This is a genomic window from Sphingomonas sp. BK481 (genome assembly GCF_014194875.1).
Taxonomy (GTDB): domain Bacteria; phylum Pseudomonadota; class Alphaproteobacteria; order Sphingomonadales; family Sphingomonadaceae; genus Sphingomonas; species Sphingomonas aerolata.
This window is the reverse complement of record NZ_JACIAP010000006.1, coordinates 38,881-56,703: the sequence shown is the minus strand read 5'-3', so window position 1 is coordinate 56,703 and position 17,823 is coordinate 38,881. Positions and strand designations below refer to the sequence as shown.

21 protein-coding genes and 1 pseudogene are annotated in these 17,823 nt (G+C 56.7%); 12 read left to right on the top strand and 10 right to left on the bottom strand.

Annotated elements, in window-relative coordinates:
* Positions 1 to 52: 52 nt before the first annotated feature.
* On the bottom strand, positions 53 to 298 hold the full coding sequence (locus tag FHY04_RS12980) for a helix-turn-helix domain-containing protein (RefSeq protein ID WP_183936743.1): 246 nt from the start codon (positions 296 to 298) through the stop codon (positions 53 to 55).
* A 112-nt stretch (positions 299 to 410) separates the two neighbouring features.
* Here FHY04_RS12980 and FHY04_RS12975 point away from each other — a divergent pair, with 112 nt between their 5' ends.
* The 3 genes and pseudogenes from FHY04_RS12975 to FHY04_RS12970 all read left to right on the top strand — a co-directional run bounded on the left by FHY04_RS12975 (position 411) and on the right by FHY04_RS12970 (position 2,523).
* Entirely contained in the window at positions 411 to 1,124 is a 714-nt protein-coding gene (locus FHY04_RS12975; protein ID WP_183936742.1) for a hypothetical protein, read from the top strand.
* A gap of 76 nt (positions 1,125 to 1,200) precedes the next feature.
* Positions 1,201 to 1,569: pseudogene (locus FHY04_RS22640) on the top strand (transposase); the annotation flags it as partial.
* Positions 1,570 to 1,797: 228 nt separating this feature from the next.
* A complete protein-coding gene (locus FHY04_RS12970; RefSeq protein WP_221211782.1) occupies positions 1,798 to 2,523 on the top strand; it encodes a hypothetical protein in 726 nt (241 codons plus the stop codon).
* A gap of 157 nt (positions 2,524 to 2,680) precedes the next feature.
* Here FHY04_RS12970 and FHY04_RS12965 read toward each other — a convergent pair whose 3' ends face one another.
* Both FHY04_RS12965 and FHY04_RS12960 read right to left on the bottom strand, forming a co-directional pair.
* Complete coding sequence (locus FHY04_RS12965) at positions 2,681 to 3,127, bottom strand: DUF6641 family protein (RefSeq protein ID WP_260171514.1); 447 nt, start codon at positions 3,125 to 3,127, stop codon at positions 2,681 to 2,683.
* Between the two features lie 283 nt (positions 3,128 to 3,410).
* Positions 3,411 to 3,956 carry a hypothetical protein gene (locus FHY04_RS12960; protein WP_260171513.1) on the bottom strand — a complete coding sequence of 182 codons (546 nt, stop codon included), beginning with the start codon at positions 3,954 to 3,956 and terminating at the stop codon, positions 3,411 to 3,413.
* 20 nt (positions 3,957 to 3,976) lie between these two features.
* Between FHY04_RS12960 and FHY04_RS12955 the strand changes: the two genes are divergently transcribed.
* The 3 genes from FHY04_RS12955 to FHY04_RS12945 all read left to right on the top strand — a co-directional run bounded on the left by FHY04_RS12955 (position 3,977) and on the right by FHY04_RS12945 (position 5,662).
* Positions 3,977 to 4,294, top strand: a complete 318-nt coding sequence (locus FHY04_RS12955; RefSeq protein WP_311724797.1) for a hypothetical protein — start codon at positions 3,977 to 3,979, stop codon at positions 4,292 to 4,294.
* 205 nt (positions 4,295 to 4,499) lie between these two features.
* The gene (locus FHY04_RS12950) at positions 4,500 to 4,832 is read left to right on the top strand and encodes a hypothetical protein (protein ID WP_183936740.1); all 333 of its coding nucleotides are present in this window, start codon (positions 4,500 to 4,502) and stop codon (positions 4,830 to 4,832) included.
* 149 nt (positions 4,833 to 4,981) lie between these two features.
* A complete protein-coding gene (locus FHY04_RS12945; protein WP_183936859.1) occupies positions 4,982 to 5,662 on the top strand; it encodes a phytanoyl-CoA dioxygenase family protein in 681 nt (226 codons plus the stop codon).
* Between the two features lie 1,333 nt (positions 5,663 to 6,995).
* On the opposite strand, the gene FHY04_RS12935 is transcribed toward FHY04_RS12945, so the two are convergent.
* Together FHY04_RS12935 and FHY04_RS12930 are read right to left on the bottom strand one after the other, a co-directional pair.
* Positions 6,996 to 7,349, bottom strand: coding sequence for a hypothetical protein (locus tag FHY04_RS12935; protein WP_183936738.1), 354 nt, complete (start codon positions 7,347 to 7,349; stop codon positions 6,996 to 6,998).
* A gap of 289 nt (positions 7,350 to 7,638) precedes the next feature.
* Positions 7,639 to 8,064 (bottom strand): hypothetical protein, encoded by a 426-nt coding sequence (locus FHY04_RS12930; protein WP_183936737.1) that lies wholly within the window; start codon positions 8,062 to 8,064, stop codon positions 7,639 to 7,641.
* A gap of 391 nt (positions 8,065 to 8,455) precedes the next feature.
* On the opposite strand from FHY04_RS12930, the gene FHY04_RS12925 reads away from it, so the two are divergent.
* The 3 genes from FHY04_RS12925 (at position 8,456) to FHY04_RS12915 (ending at position 11,153) form a co-directional block, all read left to right on the top strand.
* Positions 8,456 to 9,595, top strand: a complete 1,140-nt coding sequence (locus tag FHY04_RS12925; RefSeq protein ID WP_183936736.1) for a serine aminopeptidase domain-containing protein — start codon at positions 8,456 to 8,458, stop codon at positions 9,593 to 9,595.
* 236 nt (positions 9,596 to 9,831) lie between these two features.
* Entirely contained in the window at positions 9,832 to 10,134 is a 303-nt protein-coding gene (locus FHY04_RS12920) for a hypothetical protein (RefSeq protein WP_221211781.1), read from the top strand.
* Between the two features lie 620 nt (positions 10,135 to 10,754).
* Positions 10,755 to 11,153: a VOC family protein gene (locus tag FHY04_RS12915; RefSeq protein WP_031439576.1), complete on the top strand. Its 399-nt coding sequence runs from the start codon at positions 10,755 to 10,757 to the stop codon at positions 11,151 to 11,153.
* Between the two features lie 104 nt (positions 11,154 to 11,257).
* Here the strand turns inward: FHY04_RS12915 and FHY04_RS12910 are convergent, their stop codons facing one another.
* A complete protein-coding gene (locus FHY04_RS12910; RefSeq protein WP_183936734.1) occupies positions 11,258 to 12,529 on the bottom strand; it encodes a Y-family DNA polymerase in 1,272 nt (423 codons plus the stop codon).
* Positions 12,526 to 12,951, bottom strand: a complete 426-nt coding sequence (locus tag FHY04_RS12905; protein WP_183936733.1) for a LexA family transcriptional regulator — start codon at positions 12,949 to 12,951, stop codon at positions 12,526 to 12,528. Before FHY04_RS12905 ends, FHY04_RS12910 begins: the two co-directional genes overlap by 4 nt.
* A gap of 613 nt (positions 12,952 to 13,564) precedes the next feature.
* Between FHY04_RS12905 and FHY04_RS12900 the strand changes: the two genes are divergently transcribed.
* Both FHY04_RS12900 and FHY04_RS12895 read left to right on the top strand, forming a co-directional pair.
* Entirely contained in the window at positions 13,565 to 14,476 is a 912-nt protein-coding gene (locus FHY04_RS12900) for a hypothetical protein (protein WP_183936732.1), read from the top strand.
* 546 nt (positions 14,477 to 15,022) lie between these two features.
* Entirely contained in the window at positions 15,023 to 15,376 is a 354-nt protein-coding gene (locus FHY04_RS12895) for a hypothetical protein (protein WP_183936731.1), read from the top strand.
* A gap of 70 nt (positions 15,377 to 15,446) precedes the next feature.
* On the opposite strand, the gene FHY04_RS23055 is transcribed toward FHY04_RS12895, so the two are convergent.
* Positions 15,447 to 15,812 carry an SMI1/KNR4 family protein gene (locus FHY04_RS23055; protein WP_183936730.1) on the bottom strand — a complete coding sequence of 122 codons (366 nt, stop codon included), beginning with the start codon at positions 15,810 to 15,812 and terminating at the stop codon, positions 15,447 to 15,449.
* A gap of 131 nt (positions 15,813 to 15,943) precedes the next feature.
* On the bottom strand, positions 15,944 to 16,774 hold the full coding sequence (locus tag FHY04_RS12885; protein ID WP_221211780.1) for an acyl-CoA desaturase: 831 nt from the start codon (positions 16,772 to 16,774) through the stop codon (positions 15,944 to 15,946).
* 161 nt (positions 16,775 to 16,935) lie between these two features.
* Here FHY04_RS12885 and FHY04_RS12880 point away from each other — a divergent pair, with 161 nt between their 5' ends.
* A complete protein-coding gene (locus FHY04_RS12880) occupies positions 16,936 to 17,253 on the top strand; it encodes a metalloregulator ArsR/SmtB family transcription factor (RefSeq protein WP_183936728.1) in 318 nt (105 codons plus the stop codon).
* 228 nt (positions 17,254 to 17,481) lie between these two features.
* On the opposite strand, the gene FHY04_RS12875 is transcribed toward FHY04_RS12880, so the two are convergent.
* A complete protein-coding gene (locus tag FHY04_RS12875; RefSeq protein WP_183936727.1) occupies positions 17,482 to 17,787 on the bottom strand; it encodes a hypothetical protein in 306 nt (101 codons plus the stop codon).
* Between the last annotated feature and the right edge of the window lie 36 nt (positions 17,788 to 17,823).

The following is a 17,823-nucleotide window of genomic DNA, read 5'->3' as shown; positions in this document are numbered from 1 at the left end:
ATCGCGGGGTGTCATTGGGATTCTAAGTCAATGAGATTATTGTATTTTTGATCTATCCCGAATGATCTTTGGCGATCGACGGATGTTTCTGCTGCTCTTTAATGAGCCCGTACGGTTCAACAGCGAGCGCAGCTGCTAGCCTGTCCAATGCCCTAACGGTGGGGTTTCTTGTGCCGCGCTCAAGATCGCTGAGATAGCTGCGTTTCATCCCTGCTTGGAATGCCAGCTCCTCCTGTGACAGCCCGCGCTCCTTCCGGAGCCGGCGTACGTTTTCACCAAGGAGCTGGACCAAATCCATTCAGCGACATGGCTGCAAGCCCCCCACATCGTCTGTCCCCCAGTCGTGTCAAATACTTGTTGCACTCCTGTTGTTGTCCCCTGATCGTGACAATCGAACAGGAGAAAATTGAATGCTAAAATCGACCCTGACCGCTTTGGCGGTCGTCCTGGCAACGTCGGCGTGCGCAAATTCGTCGAGAGCTGACAACACATCCGATGATGCTACGCCGCCTGTCTCAAATGCCTCGATGACTGCTAACACCTCAGCGATGGTGTCTCAGCCCGAACCATCGTCGGTAGTTCCGAAGGGATGGGCTATCCAATGGTCTGCCGGTGGCGACCTGAACGGTGACGCTGTTCCGGATCAGGTTCTTATCCTCAAACGTGTTGGCGCTTCCGTCGACGGCCCTCGGCGTTTGTTGATTGCCTTCGGCAAGCCGGACGGCACAAAATCGATAGCTGCCGACACGGATACATTCTTACCAGTTGTCGAAAACGAAACGGACCCGTTTGCAAGCGACAACCCACTGCAAATTAAAAACCGGTCGCTGAGGGTGTACGTCGAGGGGACGGGTACGGATCTAACGCACGAGACGTTCACCTTTCGGTATCAGAACGCCAAGTTCGAATTGATCGGGTATGATGCGGTCAACCAGATGCGTAGTACCGGCGACTACGATAATGAGAGCATCAATTATTCGACGGGCAACGTGGAGCATACGGTCGGGAATATTGCTCAATCCAAGGACGTCGTCACCAAAACACAATTACGTGCCGGACGGCGGCCAACCCTGTTATCGATCAATTTAACAGAAGGCTTTTCTCCACCCGACGATGAGATCTAGACGAAGTCGAGGGACGGCTCGCCCAGCCCCGACTAGGTTGACGCGGAGGGTTGGGCGCTTCGTCGCTCGATGACGTAGGTCGCGCAGCTTCCTGCTGACGGTTGGCCAGGTTAGAAATTACACCGGCGCTGCAGCGCTGCTGGACGATCTGCCCGACCCGCAATGGATGCTGGGCGACCGCGGCTACGACGCAGACTGGTACAGGGGCGCGCCTCGAGCAAAGGGCATCACACCCTGCAATAGCCGACGCAAATCTTGAAACGTGCCCAGCAAATGTAGCAAGCGCCGATACCAAAGCCGCAGCCGCATCGAAATTTTGTTTGGCCGCCTGAAGGGCTGGCATTGGGTCGCCGCCCGCTACGACAGATGCCCAACTGTCTTCTTCTCCGTCATCGCTCACCACCACTACTATGTTGTGACTCTGATCAGCGATCCTCGAGCATAGGCACTGCCTTAAATTATTACAAAATACCAAAGAGACTTTGTAAAAAACTTGTGAAATCTCCCGTCTCGCGCAGCTTGACGATATGAAAGGATAGTCCGTACTATTACGATAGTAAGCGTACCAAACCGAAATATCTTAAAAGGTCGGGGGGTTATGCTAAAATCACCATTCTGGGCGATAATTGCTGGCTGCGGACTTAGCGGTTGCGCCTTACTCAATACTCGTGCGGTGGAGTTAAAGCCGGGAAGTGATCGTCTTCTAATATGGAAGTCGAACTACTCCGCTGGGCTATCGGGAGCGGGCGGAACCTGTGCACAAGGTGCACTGACAGCAAATGCCACATCTCTCAAAGCCGCAGCGAAGGGCGAGGGGGCAACCACCGGTAATGCAGCAAAAGGAAGTGGAGAGCTTTCTTTTGGGCAGCAGCAAGCGATTGCGATGCTAAATGCGTCGAATGCGCAGACCGCATACGCAAATATCGCATTTTTCTACCTTTGCCAGATCTCGTCAAATTATAAGGGGGTCTTAACAGCAGACCAAGTCATCCACATGTGGGACTCAGCGAATAAGGCAGTTACGATCGTCAGCACGGCTGGCGCAATAGCGAGCACTATTAGTTCTTCGAATATAGAGACGACGACTAAGACCGTCGAAAAAAACGCCTCGGATAGCGGCAGCGGTACAGAGACGCCCACGGACACGGCATCCGATAGCGGTGCACCAAAGGGTGACGAAGCCTCAACCGAAACAGGTAAGCCTGAAACGGGGGGTACCAAAACAGTAACGACCACTGCGGAGAAACCGGCGACGACGTTGCCTACGACCACGACAACTGCAGTGATGGATGCCTTGAAAAGTTTCGTGGCAGAACCGTCTCCTGTTGGAAATAGCGCTCGTTCACCGGGGGATGCTGTAGCTCCGCAGCAGCAGCCACCGGTGCAACCGCAGCCATAGGCATGCTGAGTCCGAAGCCGAACACTCTCGGATAAAACTGCTTTGATGGATGAGGCCCTATTTCCGACGAGATATCAAAGACCGGTCGGCAAGGTGATAAAACAGTGATTAATTGATCTGCTTGAGGGGATCGAAAATATCGACCGCTTTCGTAACATCACGTTTTGAAGCGGGCTTTGAACGAGGCCACGGCAACCTCGATCTGCTTATCCAGCTCACCAGCCCTGACTGCCTCCAGAACCGTCTCCAGCGTGGGAATAAGCTCGTTCCGATTCGTGATCCGAATGGCTGGCTTACCCTTCGCCAATTCGAGGTTCGTATTTCCGTATTTGATCCACAGGAGGACCGAACCGTCTGGATCTGCCGTCCACCAAGGACGAACACGAGTTTTCACGACGGACTCGGAAACCTGTTCGCTTTCGATGTCACGGACACGGCGATATTTGACACGCTGGAACGACTGACCGGCCTCGGTGGCCTTTGCCAATTCGATCTGGTCGCCAATTCGATCGATTAGTTTCTGCCGCATCGATCCAATTCCTCTGACCCGCATTGCCGCTCGATCAGATGCCACCATTGTCAGTGAGGAAAGTACCGTCATCATCATATCTCCGTTGGTTGATACGATGACCGTCCGGTCGACGGGAACATGAGACAACGAGGTTATCTGTCTGCCGATTGTGAAGCCCGCTCAGCGGGTTGTCATTCCGTCCTATCGTCGGAACCTGACGGGACAGTTTGTGAGCATTGTGAGTGTCATACGGGGTCAATCCAGGATTAAAAAAGAGGTCATTTCAGTGGGTTAGTCGTTGGACCGAGTCTTCGTAATGCGGGGGTCACAGGTTCGAGTCCTGTAAGCGGCACCATCGACATCCTGTTGAAATTACTTACATTTTATCATCCTCACGCATGGTCGAGGATTTTGCGGCTCCGGTACGATTCCGGTGCATCGCACCCGGCGCGAGCTTCTCGATCTCTGAAATGATGCTCTCCAGCGCGCGGACGACGCTGGGGAACTCGCCGATCGCGTAGACCTCAGTCTGGCTCCCGGCGCGGTGGCCCATGAAGCCTTCCAGATCCCATTTTTCCGCGCCGCGGTTGCGGACGAGCGTTGCGAGGCTGTGGCGCAGCACATAGGGGCGCCACTCGCGGGCGGTCGGCATGTCCAGCTTCTTCAGCATCGTGTCCCAGGCGCGATCGACGTCCTGCACGGGGCGGCCGTAATGATTCACCAGCCAGCCGCGACCTGCACGCTCGGCGGGCTTGAGCGCCATGTACGTCGCGTATTCAACGTGCAGCCAACGGTCGAGCAGCGGCAGCACGGGTAGAAGCGCGCGATGCTTCTTGTTCTGTGTCCGGCCTTGCGGGTTCAGATCGATCGTCGGGGCACCAGGCCACCATTGCTGGCGATCGGGTGCGACGCTGATATCCACCACCGCGCCTGGCCGGCGTCGTGATCGAGCAGCTCGGGTATGCCGACTTCATCCGGCGCTATGACCGCGCTGGTATGCTGTTCTATCTCGATCCGCCCTATTGTGGATGCGAGACGGACTACGGCCAGGACGTGTTCGGCCGCGCCGACTTCGACCAGCTCGCTGACCAGCTGGCGGGGATCAAGGGGCGCTTCATCCTGTCGATCAACGATAGGCCAGGCGCGCGGGCGACGTTTGCGCGGTTTCATGTCGCGACAGCCGAGACGACGTACACGGTTGGGGCGGGCGCCGCGCAGCGCGCGGGCGAGCTGATCGTCTCGAACGTGGCCTTGGGGTGAACGCCGCGGGCGGTGTTTACGCTGCCCCGTCGGTTCACGCTCAAAAGGCGACATTCGCTGCGATGTTGGCCGCACTTATGGCCTGCCGAAAAAACTCTGTAGTGGGTAAACGGGTCCCTCACAGGGGGCACTGAGATGGCAAATGCCGACCGCGCCCAGGGCCTGGTTTGGGCTAGCTATCGTCTACATTTCAGGAGCTTCAGCGATGGAAGAACCAGGATACAGAAGCGATACAAAGGAGCTTTGGAAGCGTGTTGTTCCTTTAGTCGTTGGAGTGGTGGCGCTTCTTGCCATACCACGAGCCGCCATGATGGCGCTCATGACCCCGATGATGTTTGACGCACCCGAGACGATTTCGAAGATTGGCCCTTATATTATGCTTGCGGTGCTACTAGCGAAGCCAGTGATGCTGTTTAGCACCGTGGTGTTATCCTTTCTTGTCTTCAAAGACTTTTCTCAGCGTCGCTTTGCGGGACTGCTCGTCGTACCCGCACTTTGGTGGGCAATTTATTGGGTGTCACTCGTGGTGGTGGCGTAACGCAGGTCGATGTTTACGGCGTTGCCCTCTTAAGGAACGTCTGCTCTCCACCAATTTCGGACGTTCTGATGCCGATCACGTGGAATGACCGCTAACGCCCAACAGCAGACATTGCGAAGGCCCACCGCTTAGGCTTAGCTGACGCCGTGATGATGCACGATCAGTCCCGCCTTACGTTCTTTGATCACGGCGCGGAGCTATTTGCGGGCGCTTTAGCCGGCAGCTTGGCCGATTTACGAGCGGCGCTTGCACACCTGCCGTCGGAGCAAGCCGGTATTCGCATCCGCGGCATTGAAGCCCTCCGTCCGTTTCTCGCCTGCGGTGGAGCAATCGGCTCGATCGCAGCGAATGTGCTGGGCCAAAGATGCCGCCCGGTGAGAGCAATCTTCTTCGACAAAACTGCCGAGACGAACTGGTCACTGGCTTGGCATCAAGACCGTACCATTTGCGTGCAGCGGCGGATTGATATGGATGGCTTTGGCCCTTGGACCATCAAGGGCGGCATGCAGCACGTCGCGCCGCCCTTTGATTTACTCACGCGCATGGTCACTCTGCGAGCCCACCTTGACGATGTTCCCGCGACCAATGCCCCGCTTCTAATTGCGCCCGGTTCGCATGCCGAAGGGCGTGTTCCTGTCGATGTCATCGAGCAAGTGGTTAGCAAATGCGGCACACGGGTCTGTACTGCTGATGCTGGCGACTTATGGCTCTATGCAACGCCAATCCTCCACGCTTCCGAAGCCGCGAGCCGTCCGGCGCATCGGCGCGTCCTCCAAATCGATTTTTCTGCTGACGAACTTCCTGGTGGCCTTGAATGGCTTGGCGTTTGACGCCCGCTCACGCCCCTAAGCGTACCCTAAGGTCGGTAGGGCCACCTCCAGATTGGGACATCCCTCGCGCCATGCAGACTTTGCCACGAAAGCTCCGCCGCCGGATGGGTAAGAAAGAGAACGCCTAGGGCGATAACGATCGCCGGAACGACTGCTTGCGCAACCAGCGCCTTACCACTTCGCATTTGCCAGGATCGAACCATACCTTCGAACACAATGCCGACCGCCGCTAACAGCAGCACGCAGCCAACCATTACTGATATCAAGAGGCCAAGCATCTCGAGAAAGTTCGCCGCCACAGGTGCCAGAAGCGCATTGGTAATCCACGCAAGGATCCAGCCACCGGTGAGGCGCAGGATCAGAGGTAATCTCATGAAGCTAGTGACCATATCGCAGATCTACAGGAAACGTCCGCATTCCACCAAACCCAGCCGTTCATGATATTTGACCATTTTTCTAGACGGGTGAGATCGCCAGAAAGCGCCCAAAGCTGGATATTCGAGCGACATGAGAGCAAGTTTGAATGCGCCTCGCGCGGGAATGCAAATAAGGGGCCGATATGACAGTTCGTCGAAACTGGATGCCGATTCTGAATGGAATATCCATCTTGCAGTTGGTCATTTCAAATTTCGCTCACGCTGCAACGGCTACACCGATTAATAATATGACCTATTCTCGTGCCTCTAAAAGTCCAATCAGAATATTAAGTTCAGACAAGTTAGTCGTTAATGCGGGAACAGAATTCTGTATTACAGGGTACGCGGATAAGGCAACTATAGCGAGCGTTCGGCGATCAGGCGAGGAGATGATGCCTTGGACTGTCGGGGCTTTTGCCAACGACACCGCTATAGCGTTGAACACAGCCTTGATAGATGCCGGGTATCCCACGTCAACGATTCCGAGCCGTGTTATCATAGATAGTCTTGAGCAGAAGCGGGACACTTGTGTCAACAAAGCCTCGACCATTTTCACATCGATTAACGTACAGTCACTACCAGGATCAGCCGGGTATCGGATCTCTTTATCCTCAAAGCAGGGCACACGGCAGTATGTTACTCGGATTGACCGGATGATGATGATTCCCATGTCGATGGAGTTCCGCAATGGAATAAAGTGGGATGCCGAATCCGACGACGAAGGAAAGCCATTCTGGGACGTGGGCCATGACTTTTTTAAGTTAAGAAGCAACCTGATTAACCATCTATTCCAGGGTGATAGATCGCGGCACGAGTAAGATCTGGTCTATAATATTCTCTATACCGGACATTTCCAAAATTTAATACTAATGAAAAGGCGGGAAGCGTCCAAAATCGCTGGATAGGTAATTACGAGATCAACGGTAACTAGGTTCTACGGGATGCGCCTCGACGATACGCCAGTTGCCGTTCTGCTTTCTTAATCGCGCGATCTGTGGAACGTCACGGGCTGCATAACGAGCCGTAAATTGGCATGTTATAGTCGGCAGGTTACCAGGCTCGCGTTCGCCGCAACTCACATCCTGTATCCGCCAAACTCCCTGTGGGAGATGAAATAGGACGACCTCCCCCTTCCGGAGAGCCTCATCAGCAACCGCCCTTTTAATTGCGGCATCATCGGCCAACAGCGCGTCGATCAGTTCTGTATCGGTAGGACATAGCAGGAGTGAGGCGCAACGGCTGAGCGCGGCCAGCAACAGCATGAAGAACATGAGTCAGCCTCCTAAGAGATTCGACCGATACTTCATCCGCCGGTCCGACGCCAATTACGGCCAGAATCGTTGCGGCCCCATGCAGACATCGGGAAAGCCAGCCGGTTTGCTGCCAAGTCGTACCGCCCGCGGTCAACGCACCGGCTATCCCCAATTTCCATCCTTTTCGAGAAAACGACAGCCCCGCAATGTCAGCTATTGCCACCCGCCTTCCCGAAAGCCGCCGGTCCGCTGACCACCAATTCCGGACGTTCCGGGGCCGATCGCTTCGAATGACCGCTAACGCCCATTAGCGGACGTCGGCATTGGACCGCCTGAAGCGAGCCGCGATGATAAGTCCGCCAAGAAATAGTGTCGCAGCGCCTGCCACTACATAGGCTGTCGCAAACACTAAATTGGGTTCGTTGGTCCCCGCAAACAGCCCGAACCCGCCGAAGACCAGAGCGAAAACCGCCATTCTCAGCGGTGTCTTCTTCATCAGCTTCCACGCCACCGGGCTATATGCCCTCGGTGGACTGGACTCGCGTCCGGCCAGTGCCTTACGCCACCTACGCCTTGATCCAAATACCGGGATGTCGAGATACTTTTCTTGTTCTTCAGGGGTGACAGGAATGCCGCGCGACCAGCGGTAGTGGTAATAGATAAAACCGTCTTCAGTCGGTTCAAAGCTTAGAGCCAACATTTCGCGCTGGCGGGCCTCAGAAGTGAGCGTCATAAGGATATGCTAGCGCTATTGGTTCAACACGCCAATGGCCGCTCACCACCAGGTCGTGACGTTCGCGCTGCTAATCGGCATTAATCCGAAGCGGCCAGTCTGCATTCGCCCAAACCCTGACACTCAGGTGGCAATTTGTGTTCCCGAAAGCAGCCATCCGTTCAGCGAGGTCGTTCCCGTTTCCCCATGTCCGAGCGGAAATTTCGGGAAAGAGCAATCCGGAACAAATTTCGGGAAAGCGGATGCCCCGAGCGCCTGTCGGCCCGATCGGCCGGGCGACTGTCCCGCTATGGGTTCGTTTTAGAGACGGCATGGAGCGCCCATTTACTGGCGTTCCGCAGTCCTCCAGAATGCTGGCATCTCATCTGAGATGAAGCTTAACGGAGAAGGCATGGTCAGCAGAATGACGACGGTTTTAGTTGCCTTCGCCTTCGCCTCGGCGATGGGCGCCGTACTCTCAGCGCAAATTCCCCAGCCGCCCGCATTCGTAGTCGTGCCTCCGCTTCCTTCCAAGGTGAGAGTAGCCAACGACAAATCGATTGCAGCATCGTTGCCCGCCGGGTCGTTAGATCCTGCGCTGGCATTGCTAGGTCTCAACCCTTGCGACTACTCGAAATCCTATGCCAATGGGGAACCCAGCGGCGCTATAGCGATGGTTGGCAATCCAGAGGTCGACTGCGCAACTTGGAGGTTAAGCGAGGCAACGGATGTGACTGTGTTTTCAGGATCGGTCACCGTTAATGAATCCAAGCTGCCAATCGTCGCCTTCTATGACAGTCGAGACCTCGTTCCTTCGATTTCGAGGCGGATCGTCGTCGAGGTCGTTGGCGGCCCCGGCATGGATATCTCCCCCGGCCTGAACGACTACCTACCTCTACTTTTGGTGGAGCGGGGCGTACTTGTTGTAAGGATTGGCTACACTGGCACCCGGCATGGATCGAGTTTCCCAAGTCCCGATTTCGACAACGCCGCTTCTCAAGTCAGATCATATGTAAGCAAGGTTCGGAAACTCCACCCGCAAGGCAAAGTCGTTCTTCTTGGCGATAGCTTGGGAGGAATGATCAGTGCCAAGGCAGCGGGCGACCTTCCTTCTGCAACACTGGACGGGTTAGCGTTGATTTTGCCATTGGTGTTCAGTGCGAATGACGCGACCCAGAACTTCAAGGATATGTTTTCAGCGCGCAATCAAAAACCACGCGCCAGCGAACCGATAAGGATGATCAAGAGTCCTCATAATCCTTGGTCGGCTGGAAGGGTAGCGACCGTTCCGGGCATAGACCTCTTTAGTGGGTTTTTCCCTAAAGCCGCACGGCATAGGAATCTTGAAAGCTACTTGGCTAAGACGAATGGGCTTAAAAAGTTGCTGGCCTTCGGCGAAATCGACGGTCGAACTGGGAATGCTGGCGTTGCGTCGATCAGAAAAAACATTCTTAATATTGAAGTCATCAAGCTTGAACGGAATGGTCATATCATTGAAAAATGGGTAGCTCAGCAGCTTGCGGACAGCATGTGGGATCTGCTGCTCAGGTAAAGCGTCCTGTTCCAGACCTAATGAACGCGAGAGCCCCTGTTCCACTCGCCACCTTTTCTTAAGTTTCCCAAAACTTGATCCTTTTTAGGAAAGGGGCGCCTCCGCATAACGGCAGCTATTGCCGTCCGCATTCCCGAAAGCCGCCATTCCGCTGTCCACCACATTCAGCCATTCCGACGCCCAATGACCGAAAGCGCCAACTAGCGGACATCCTCAGACCGGTGCACTATCGTCCGATGTTTGGTTTTCACGACTTCACTACCGATCCGGGGAGTGGCCGTCCTCAAGCTCATTATTCGTGGGCAAGCGAAACTGTCGCCACGTGGACCGCTTGGGCGTTGGCCGCGGTCTCACTGGTCGGTGCCTTCGCCTTCTATCTGAAGTGGCAAAACTTAGCCGGGTCGACGCAGATGGCGCTGGCCTCGATGCTGTTCGCAGGCATAGCTTATTGGCGTCACAACATGCTGGCGCGGAGGCGAGCGGCATTCCGCGACGCGGTTAAGGACTATGAGGCGATGATCGCAAAGCCTTTCGGCTAACGTCCGCTAGCCACCACGTCGCGACGTTCCCTGGCGGATAAGTAGACTCCAAATCGGTCCGGCGGGAGGCGCCCAGAAGCCGTCATAGGTGATCGGTAGGCGGGTTAGCCACTCCGTCGCTGGCGGACCGCGTTTCGCGATGCTCCGAAGGCGCCTCTGACGAGCAGTGCTATCCCAAGTACCAATATCGAAGCCGGGATCAGGATCATAGGCCAGATCGGCGCGTCCGACTGAACGGCACCGGTTTCGCCTACCTTTCGCGCTATAAGAAAGGTCGGCAGGCCGACTAGAAAAAAAACTATGCCTGCACGAAGATGAGTGCGGTTCGCAGCCCACCTGCGGATAGCAAACAGCGTGCCGAGCGTTACGGCAACGGAAATTAGCAAGCTCCAATCTTGCATGACCACCCCCTGAGAAGTCTCGATAGCATGGATGCTCACCGGCAGCTAACCACCACGTCGCGACGTTCGCGCTGCCGATCGGCAACAATCCGAAGCGGCCAGTCTGCATTCGCCCAATCGCGGACATTTCGACGACCCGGGGGTGACCGCGTCCTAACGGCCGGTTAGGTAAGAAGGCTAGTGGCGATCGGAAGTCGATCAGCTGCAAGGAGAGCCCGCATGCTTTTTCACACCATGGTCGGATCGAACGATATTGAACGGTCGAAGCGCTTCTACGACACGGTGCTCGCCACTTTGGGGGCAGGCGAAGGGACGCGGAACATTGCCGACAGCGGCCATACACGGCTGATCTATAATAATGGCAACGGAACCAATTTCATCGTCAGCCAGCCGATTAACGACGAACCGGCAAGCGTCGCCAACGGCAGCACCGTCGCCTTTTCGTGCAACTCGCTTGAACAAGTGAAGCAGCTTCATGATACCGCGGTCGCCAACGGTGGCACCTCGATCGAAGCCCCGCCCGGCCCGCGTAATACCGCATCGCTGGGGACAGTCGAACTTGCCTATTTTCGCGACCCAGACGGCAACAAACTATGCGGAATTCATTTCCCTGCCTGATCTGTCCGGCACGGGTCCGCTTTTGACCCTAGCGGACCCGGATTTTGCGATCGCGCGAATGTCCGCTTTCCACCAATCCCGGACATTCGCGTGCGCTCGCCAGCCTATCCAGCACGAACTTTCGGCACCTCACGGATGTCGGTTGTCCAAGCGGGTGATTTCATTTCGGATCGCATCTTCCACTGCCGCTTGAAGCCTTGCGAAGCGGTTGTGGCGGCGAACTTTCCAAAGCGGGTGTTGATCTCGTCTAGAGCGCCCATCAGCCGGTCACGCTTATGCGTGTCGCCCTCAAATAGGGTCCGGGGGCGAAGATCCGCCGCGATCAGATCGTCGAGCAGGATACCGGCTTTGGTGTACGCATAGCCATCGCGCCAGGCGGCCGATGCGCCGCGCTTAGCCGCGGCGATTAGCTCGAGGCTGTCGCTGGTCATCGGGTGCAGCGCGACGGTGCGCGAGCCGGCATATTGCGGCCGGTCGGGTTTGTGCCTGTTGGTATGGAAGAACGTGGTCAGCCGGCCGGCGACGAGCCCATGCAACCGGAGCTTCTCACCCGCCCGCATCGCATATTGCGTGAGCGCGCCGAACAGCGTGTGGAAGTCTTGCACTGGCGTGCCGAACGAGCGCGTGACCGCCATGCCCTTGCGTTGCGGGGCGATGGTCTCGACAGCATCCGACGGGACGCCCCGCAACTCGCCGACCAGGCGCTCGAGCACGACCGTGCCAACCGCGCGCGCTTGCTTCATCGGCATGTCGCGGAGCGCGCCGGCATTGCCGATGCCGAGCGCCAGCAGCTTTCGGGCCGTCGCGCCGCCAACGCCCCAGACGTCCTCGACCGGAAACCGGTCCATCACCCATTTGCGAACCGCATCATCCCGCAGATCCGCCACGCCGTTAAACATCGGGTTCTTCTTGGCCGCGGCGTTGCCGAGCTTTGCCAGCGTCTTGGTGTCGCCGATGCCAACGCAGGTGGGGATCGTCGTCCACTGGCGCACCTGGGCGCGCATCGCGTTGACATGCGCCACCAGGTCGCGGTCCTCGAAGCCGGTCAGGTCGAGGAACGTCTCGTCGATCGAGTAGATCTCGAAGTCCCGCGCGAAGGCATCGCACGCCGCAACGACCCGGCGCTGCATGTCGCCGTATAGGGTGTAATTCGACGACAGCACGCGGATCCCGTGCGCGCGGATCTTGTCGCGCAGCAGGTGGACGGGCTCGCCCATCTTGATGCCGAGCGCCTTTGCCTCTGCCGAGCGGGCGACCGCGCACCCGTCATTGTTCGACAGCACGATCACGGGCACGCCGATAAGGCTGCTGTCGAACGCGCGCTCGCACGAGACATAGTAGTTGTTGCAGTCGATGAGCGCGATCGGCCCGCTCACCGGACTTGGCGCGCGACGCCGACGACGACGCCCCAGATCTCGACATTCTCGTCGACGAGGGTGTGCGGGTAGCCCTCGGCCTCGGGGACGAGCCAGTGCCGGCCATCCATGTGCCGCAGGCGCTTCAACGTGCGGTCGCCATGGACCAGGGCGACGACGATCGCGCCGGCGCGTGGCGTCTTGGACCGGTCGACGACGATCAGGTCGCCGTCGTTGATGCCGGCGCCCAGCATGGAGTGGCCGTCGACGCGCATGATGTAGCTCGCGGCGGGGTGCTGGACGAGCCAGGCGCCGAGATCGATTGGCTCCTCCATGTCGTCCTGTGCCGGCGACGGAAAGCCGGCTGGCGTTCGCGACAGGAAGAACGGCACCTCGAGCGGTATCAGGTCGAACGGGACATCGTGGAGGTGGAGATGGTGCATGATGGTTCCCGCGACTCTTTGGACCGCCATCTAGCGTGAGTCAGAACAGAAAGGGAACACATGATTTTAGTGGGGTGCTGGCATTTGCGCTGAGACCACGTCCGTCACCAGATTGCGCTGTCGCGGCATACCGCCGGCCAGCCCTCGAAGCCCGCCAGGCGATCCGGACCGGACCAAATGACTACAAGCCCGCGACCCCGAAAGCAGCGCAAGAACCCCCGCCTCGCCCGCGGGCTTTTTGGGTCTCTTTTGGTGCAAACCTAGATTTGATGCGAGGCCTAGGGAAACCGTGGGCTTCTAGGCCCTTTTTACGTCCACTTGCTGATGCGGATTGATGCACCCGGCAGGGTCTTATCAATCACTTTCCGCAAGCCCGTGTTACGGGCCATGCCGCCTCCATCCAGGATGCGATGGTGAAATCAACGTCCTGAACTGTCTGATCGACGCCGTTTCAAACACGGTCGTCCGCCACGCCGGAGCCGTGAGGTCCAACGTTTATAGGTTCGCGTGTGGTGAAACTCCGTGAAGACCACCGAAGCAATTCACTGAAATTACTGGCGATGCGAAAAAGACGCGGCACAATGCGCTGTCCATCAAAAGCGGAGGAGCGGTGGTGTTTGAATTGGTAGGTGCACTGGCCGCGGTTGCGCTCTTTTTTGGAAGCCTGATCGTTTATTTTTATCTACATGGAGGGCTTGAGCCAGGTCCGCTGGCTACGTGGGTATCCGGCCTCGCCTCTACCGCAGCAGTGATGACGGCACTCTGGGGGCAGCATCGTGCTCAACGCCTACGCGTGGAAGATCACGCAAGGCTTGACGCCGACAATGCTCATCAAGTGAGCATTAAACTAAGAGAATTTATAAATATTCTGGGCGCATTTCATGAAAAAATCGCAGTTGCGCCTGTAAATGAAATAATAACTGGCGATGACGGCCTTCAAGCCGTCTTTATGATCGGCGCAATCAGAGGGTTTGCTGAGGTTCAGCGTCCAACGCTATTGCCATCCGAGGAGTTACTTTTCGCGAAGGCTGGAAAGCTGGATATGCTCTATGCCGTGAGACATATGAGCTCGATGGTTGGCGTTATGCAAACTATAGTAGAACAATATAACACAGCTGCTGCCGAGATTTATGGGAAGGCGGTGGTGAACGGTTCCGATCACACAGATAGGACGTTGTGGATATTCGACCGTAAGGACAAAAAGCTAGCTAAAAATATTGCTGTACTATCTGGCGAAGTTAACGTGATGCGGGAGTGGGCGGTTGACGCATTAGCCGAGGCCCTCAAGGACGCACCAGACGCGCATCGCGTTGTGATGACCTACTTGCCCGAGGAAGAGCGTTTTGATCTCGACGTATCAAGATCGGCTGCAGTGTTCGAACTCGGTATGCCTGAATGGTCCCCGCCTCCGTCGTCTGAGATAGAGAGGCATCGTGCGTTGCTACAGGCGGTAAAAAGGGCCGCAAGACGATCGGTTGGCGGCCTAATTATATCGACTTTGGCAGGCTCCATACGGAAACGTTGATGCGGAAGGTTGGTTTGAGCGGAGGAAGAGAGCGCGACACAAACCGGCCTAGCTTAAAGTGCACAGCTGATGTCGTCTAACGACCGCTTTCGCCCAATTGCAGACATTCGCTTGTCTGCTAACAAGGCATATGCCGGTTGCATCACCCCCAATGCTCCCAAGAACTCCATCGCCTCTGTCTCAGAACGAGGTCGAGTTTATTAAGCAAACGATACAACGCTACTATGGAACAGACGCAGTCATTCGCAATTTCGGCCCCGACCCAAATCGTTTAGAGGTCCACGTCGAAACTGACGCGGAAAATGATATGCGGAAGTATGACTGCCTTGGAGTGCTTCTTACGCGCATCGATCGAGCGCAGATTAGCCTCGAAGTTACGAGCCGCGGCGAGAAACCGCGTGGATCTGCAAAGCTCGCATACCGCCAAGGTATGATCCTCTAACCTCCGCTTTCCACCAACTCCGGCCGTTCCGCTTACGCCCAATTGCAGACATTCGGCTCTTATGCTCCATTTGCGTGATGGGCCCTTCGAAACACGCTAGAGCTATGTTCGTCACTTTGGCGGCAGCATTGGCGATCCTCGGTGGCTGTAACAGGCCCGTGTCTGACCCCAAGCTGCTCAGGGCGATCCATTTCGAGGCTCAAACGCTGATGAGGTCGTACCAGCCAGAGCATCCGAACGAGCGGAAGAATGTCCCAAAAGGTGAATGGCCAGCCGTTATCGCAGGCCTTCGTCCTCAGAATGTCATGGTTCACTCGTCGGGCGTCGAGATCGTGACGAAGAGCGGTTTCGATGGCGGTTTCGGCTACGAGGTACCGCGCACCAAAGCAGGTCTGTCGATGCCCGCCGCTTGCTACTCTGAACCCAGCCCAGGGGTGTTCTGGCATGACCCGTGCTGACGACGGCAACCGCCCAATTCAAGCTGTTGACCGTCGTTGCGACCTCTCCCGAAAGCTGCCGTTCGGTATCTCATTGCCAATCCGCACCCACAGGAAGGCACTCTCCAGTCTCATGCTCCCACATGAAAACGTGGTCGCCGTTTCCACAGGTAATGAGGCGATCACCGCTGCCATTCGACGCCAAAGACACCCCGTCCGGCGGAAACGACGCCCATGAGCGAGCTGCCGCTGTCTCCGCGAGAATATGAATCGCGGTCCTGCCCTTCGTTTTACGATCGGTTGGGTCCCAGACCGGGTGGAGGGACCAGTCGTCATCTTCAACGACAACTTCACCGCCGTTGTTTCGCATCAACCGCCGTCGTAGCTCTTGCGGCAAAGTTCGACCCAACGCCCTTTCGGCTTCGATTATTCGTTGCTCTGACACTGGAAAAGGCATGAGCGGCTCCAATTCGATGTCGGCTTTGAAGTTCCCTTGCCACAAAGCTGCCGGACCGCAATCCACCAATTTCGGACATTCCTGACGCAAAAATTAAAAGACTTCCATCAGCTGTAGATGCCCACGGCCTATCAATAATTGGCAATAACCCGATGCAATCCTTCCCTTGGCACGAGCATCCGGGGTTCTTTTAATCCGGCTACCAATCCCGCCCGCCGTAGGGCCAGCAGCACCCACCAACCCGGATCATGTTGTCCTGGCTCAAGGCCAAGTCGTGCAGATTCGGGCCAAGCATGGTGATTTCCATGCCAGGCTTCGCCAAATGTGATGAGCGCCGCAGCGGGCAGATCGTGCCCTTGAACGGCAACACCTTCGATACTCCATCCCTGAGGTCCCTTACGATGCGTGATATGGCCGACCAGCCAATGTCCCGTCACGCCAACCGCGATACGCACCGGCACGCCCCAGATCAGCCACGGTAGCCCGCCCGCCCAAAGAAACAGCAGTGCCCATGGAAGCTGTTGCGCCATCCATGTGCGTTCGAGGAATCGCAGCACAATATCGTTCCGCAGGCGTGGCTCAAGTTCGAAATGGGGCGGATGCGTGAGGTCGAGACGACAGTGCATTTGCCACCAAGCGTCGCGCAGCAGCGATGCTCGATGAGCATGTAGATCGTGGCATTCCGTCTGCCGTTGCGCCCAATCGCGCATGTCGTGCAACCGCACCATGCCGAGCGGCCCTGCCATACCGACCAATGTGCCAAGATAAACGAGCATCCGCTCAAACCAGCGCTGTGCGTCGAGGCTGCGGTGGATCAGCAGCCTGTGCAATCCAATTGAATGTCCAAGACAGAGTGTGACTGCTGAGGTGCAGAGCCAGAGCAGCACTGCGCCAGGCGTGGCGTACAATGGCGCCAGCAGCAGCGTGCACCCTGTCATGCCGGCTATCCAGAGCGAGCGCACTGGCGACCATCGTACTTTACCCTGTCGAGCGTTGCTGAGGGGCAGAGCAGTCATACGGGCGGTAGACAGACAGGCCATCAAGCATCCTTCGGCAATTAGGTATATGCCTAATTACCAAGTTCGATTTGTCAATGCTTAGCTCATTGCCTAAATGCCGTGGAATGCAGCGTGTCTTCGAAGCCCTATCGTCATCCGTCCGACGCAAAATTCTTGCTTATCTTGCCCACGCGGAGCTGAGTGCGGGTGACATAGCCTCGCGGTTCGCCATGTCGAAACCCTCGATTTCACAGCATTTATCGATTCTGGAAGCCGCCGGTCTGGTGGTCAGCGAGAAGCGAGGTCAGTTCGTTTTCTACCGGCTTGTGCCGGAAAGCCTCGCCAACACGCTCAACGGCTTTGTCCAAGAAGTTTGCCCTGTCTCACGTCCGCTAAAACGGGAGAGCGCAACATTGGCGCGTAAGGCAACGGACGAACTATAAATCCCACCCGGATCTAGTTGATGCACGACTGACGGGTTTTGCATCAACGGAAGAACGGCAGGGCACCTTGGGTTCCGCCGATACTGAAGATCGATGCACCCGATACACCCGTTTCATAACCGGTTTCCTAGGGTGTGGACGCGAAAGCAGCTGGTCCGCATTCCACCAGGCCGCGACGTTCGCGATCGGGAAAGCAGCCCCCAACACCGGACGGTCGGAAAGCGCCCACTAGCGGACATCCGAAGGTGGCTTGGACATCAACTCACGGATGATGTCGAAACGGTCGGCACCTTCCATGTCTGCACGCTCCTGAGCTGTGAACAATTCGCTTGGGATAGTCGAGCGACACGCAAGCGTGATGCGTTTAGCTAATGTGCGAGCGGTCTGCATCGAAAGCGACTTTGCAGCCCCCACCCGCACGTGGTCAGTCTGGATCGTGAGGCATTCAGATCGTTCCAAGATCCATTGGGCTGGACTCGTTGCTGGAGCAATGGTTGAGCACACCATATAGGAGGCAAAAACAAGCAGACGCATCGTGCGGCGACCTCATGAAGATGAGGCACTTGTTTT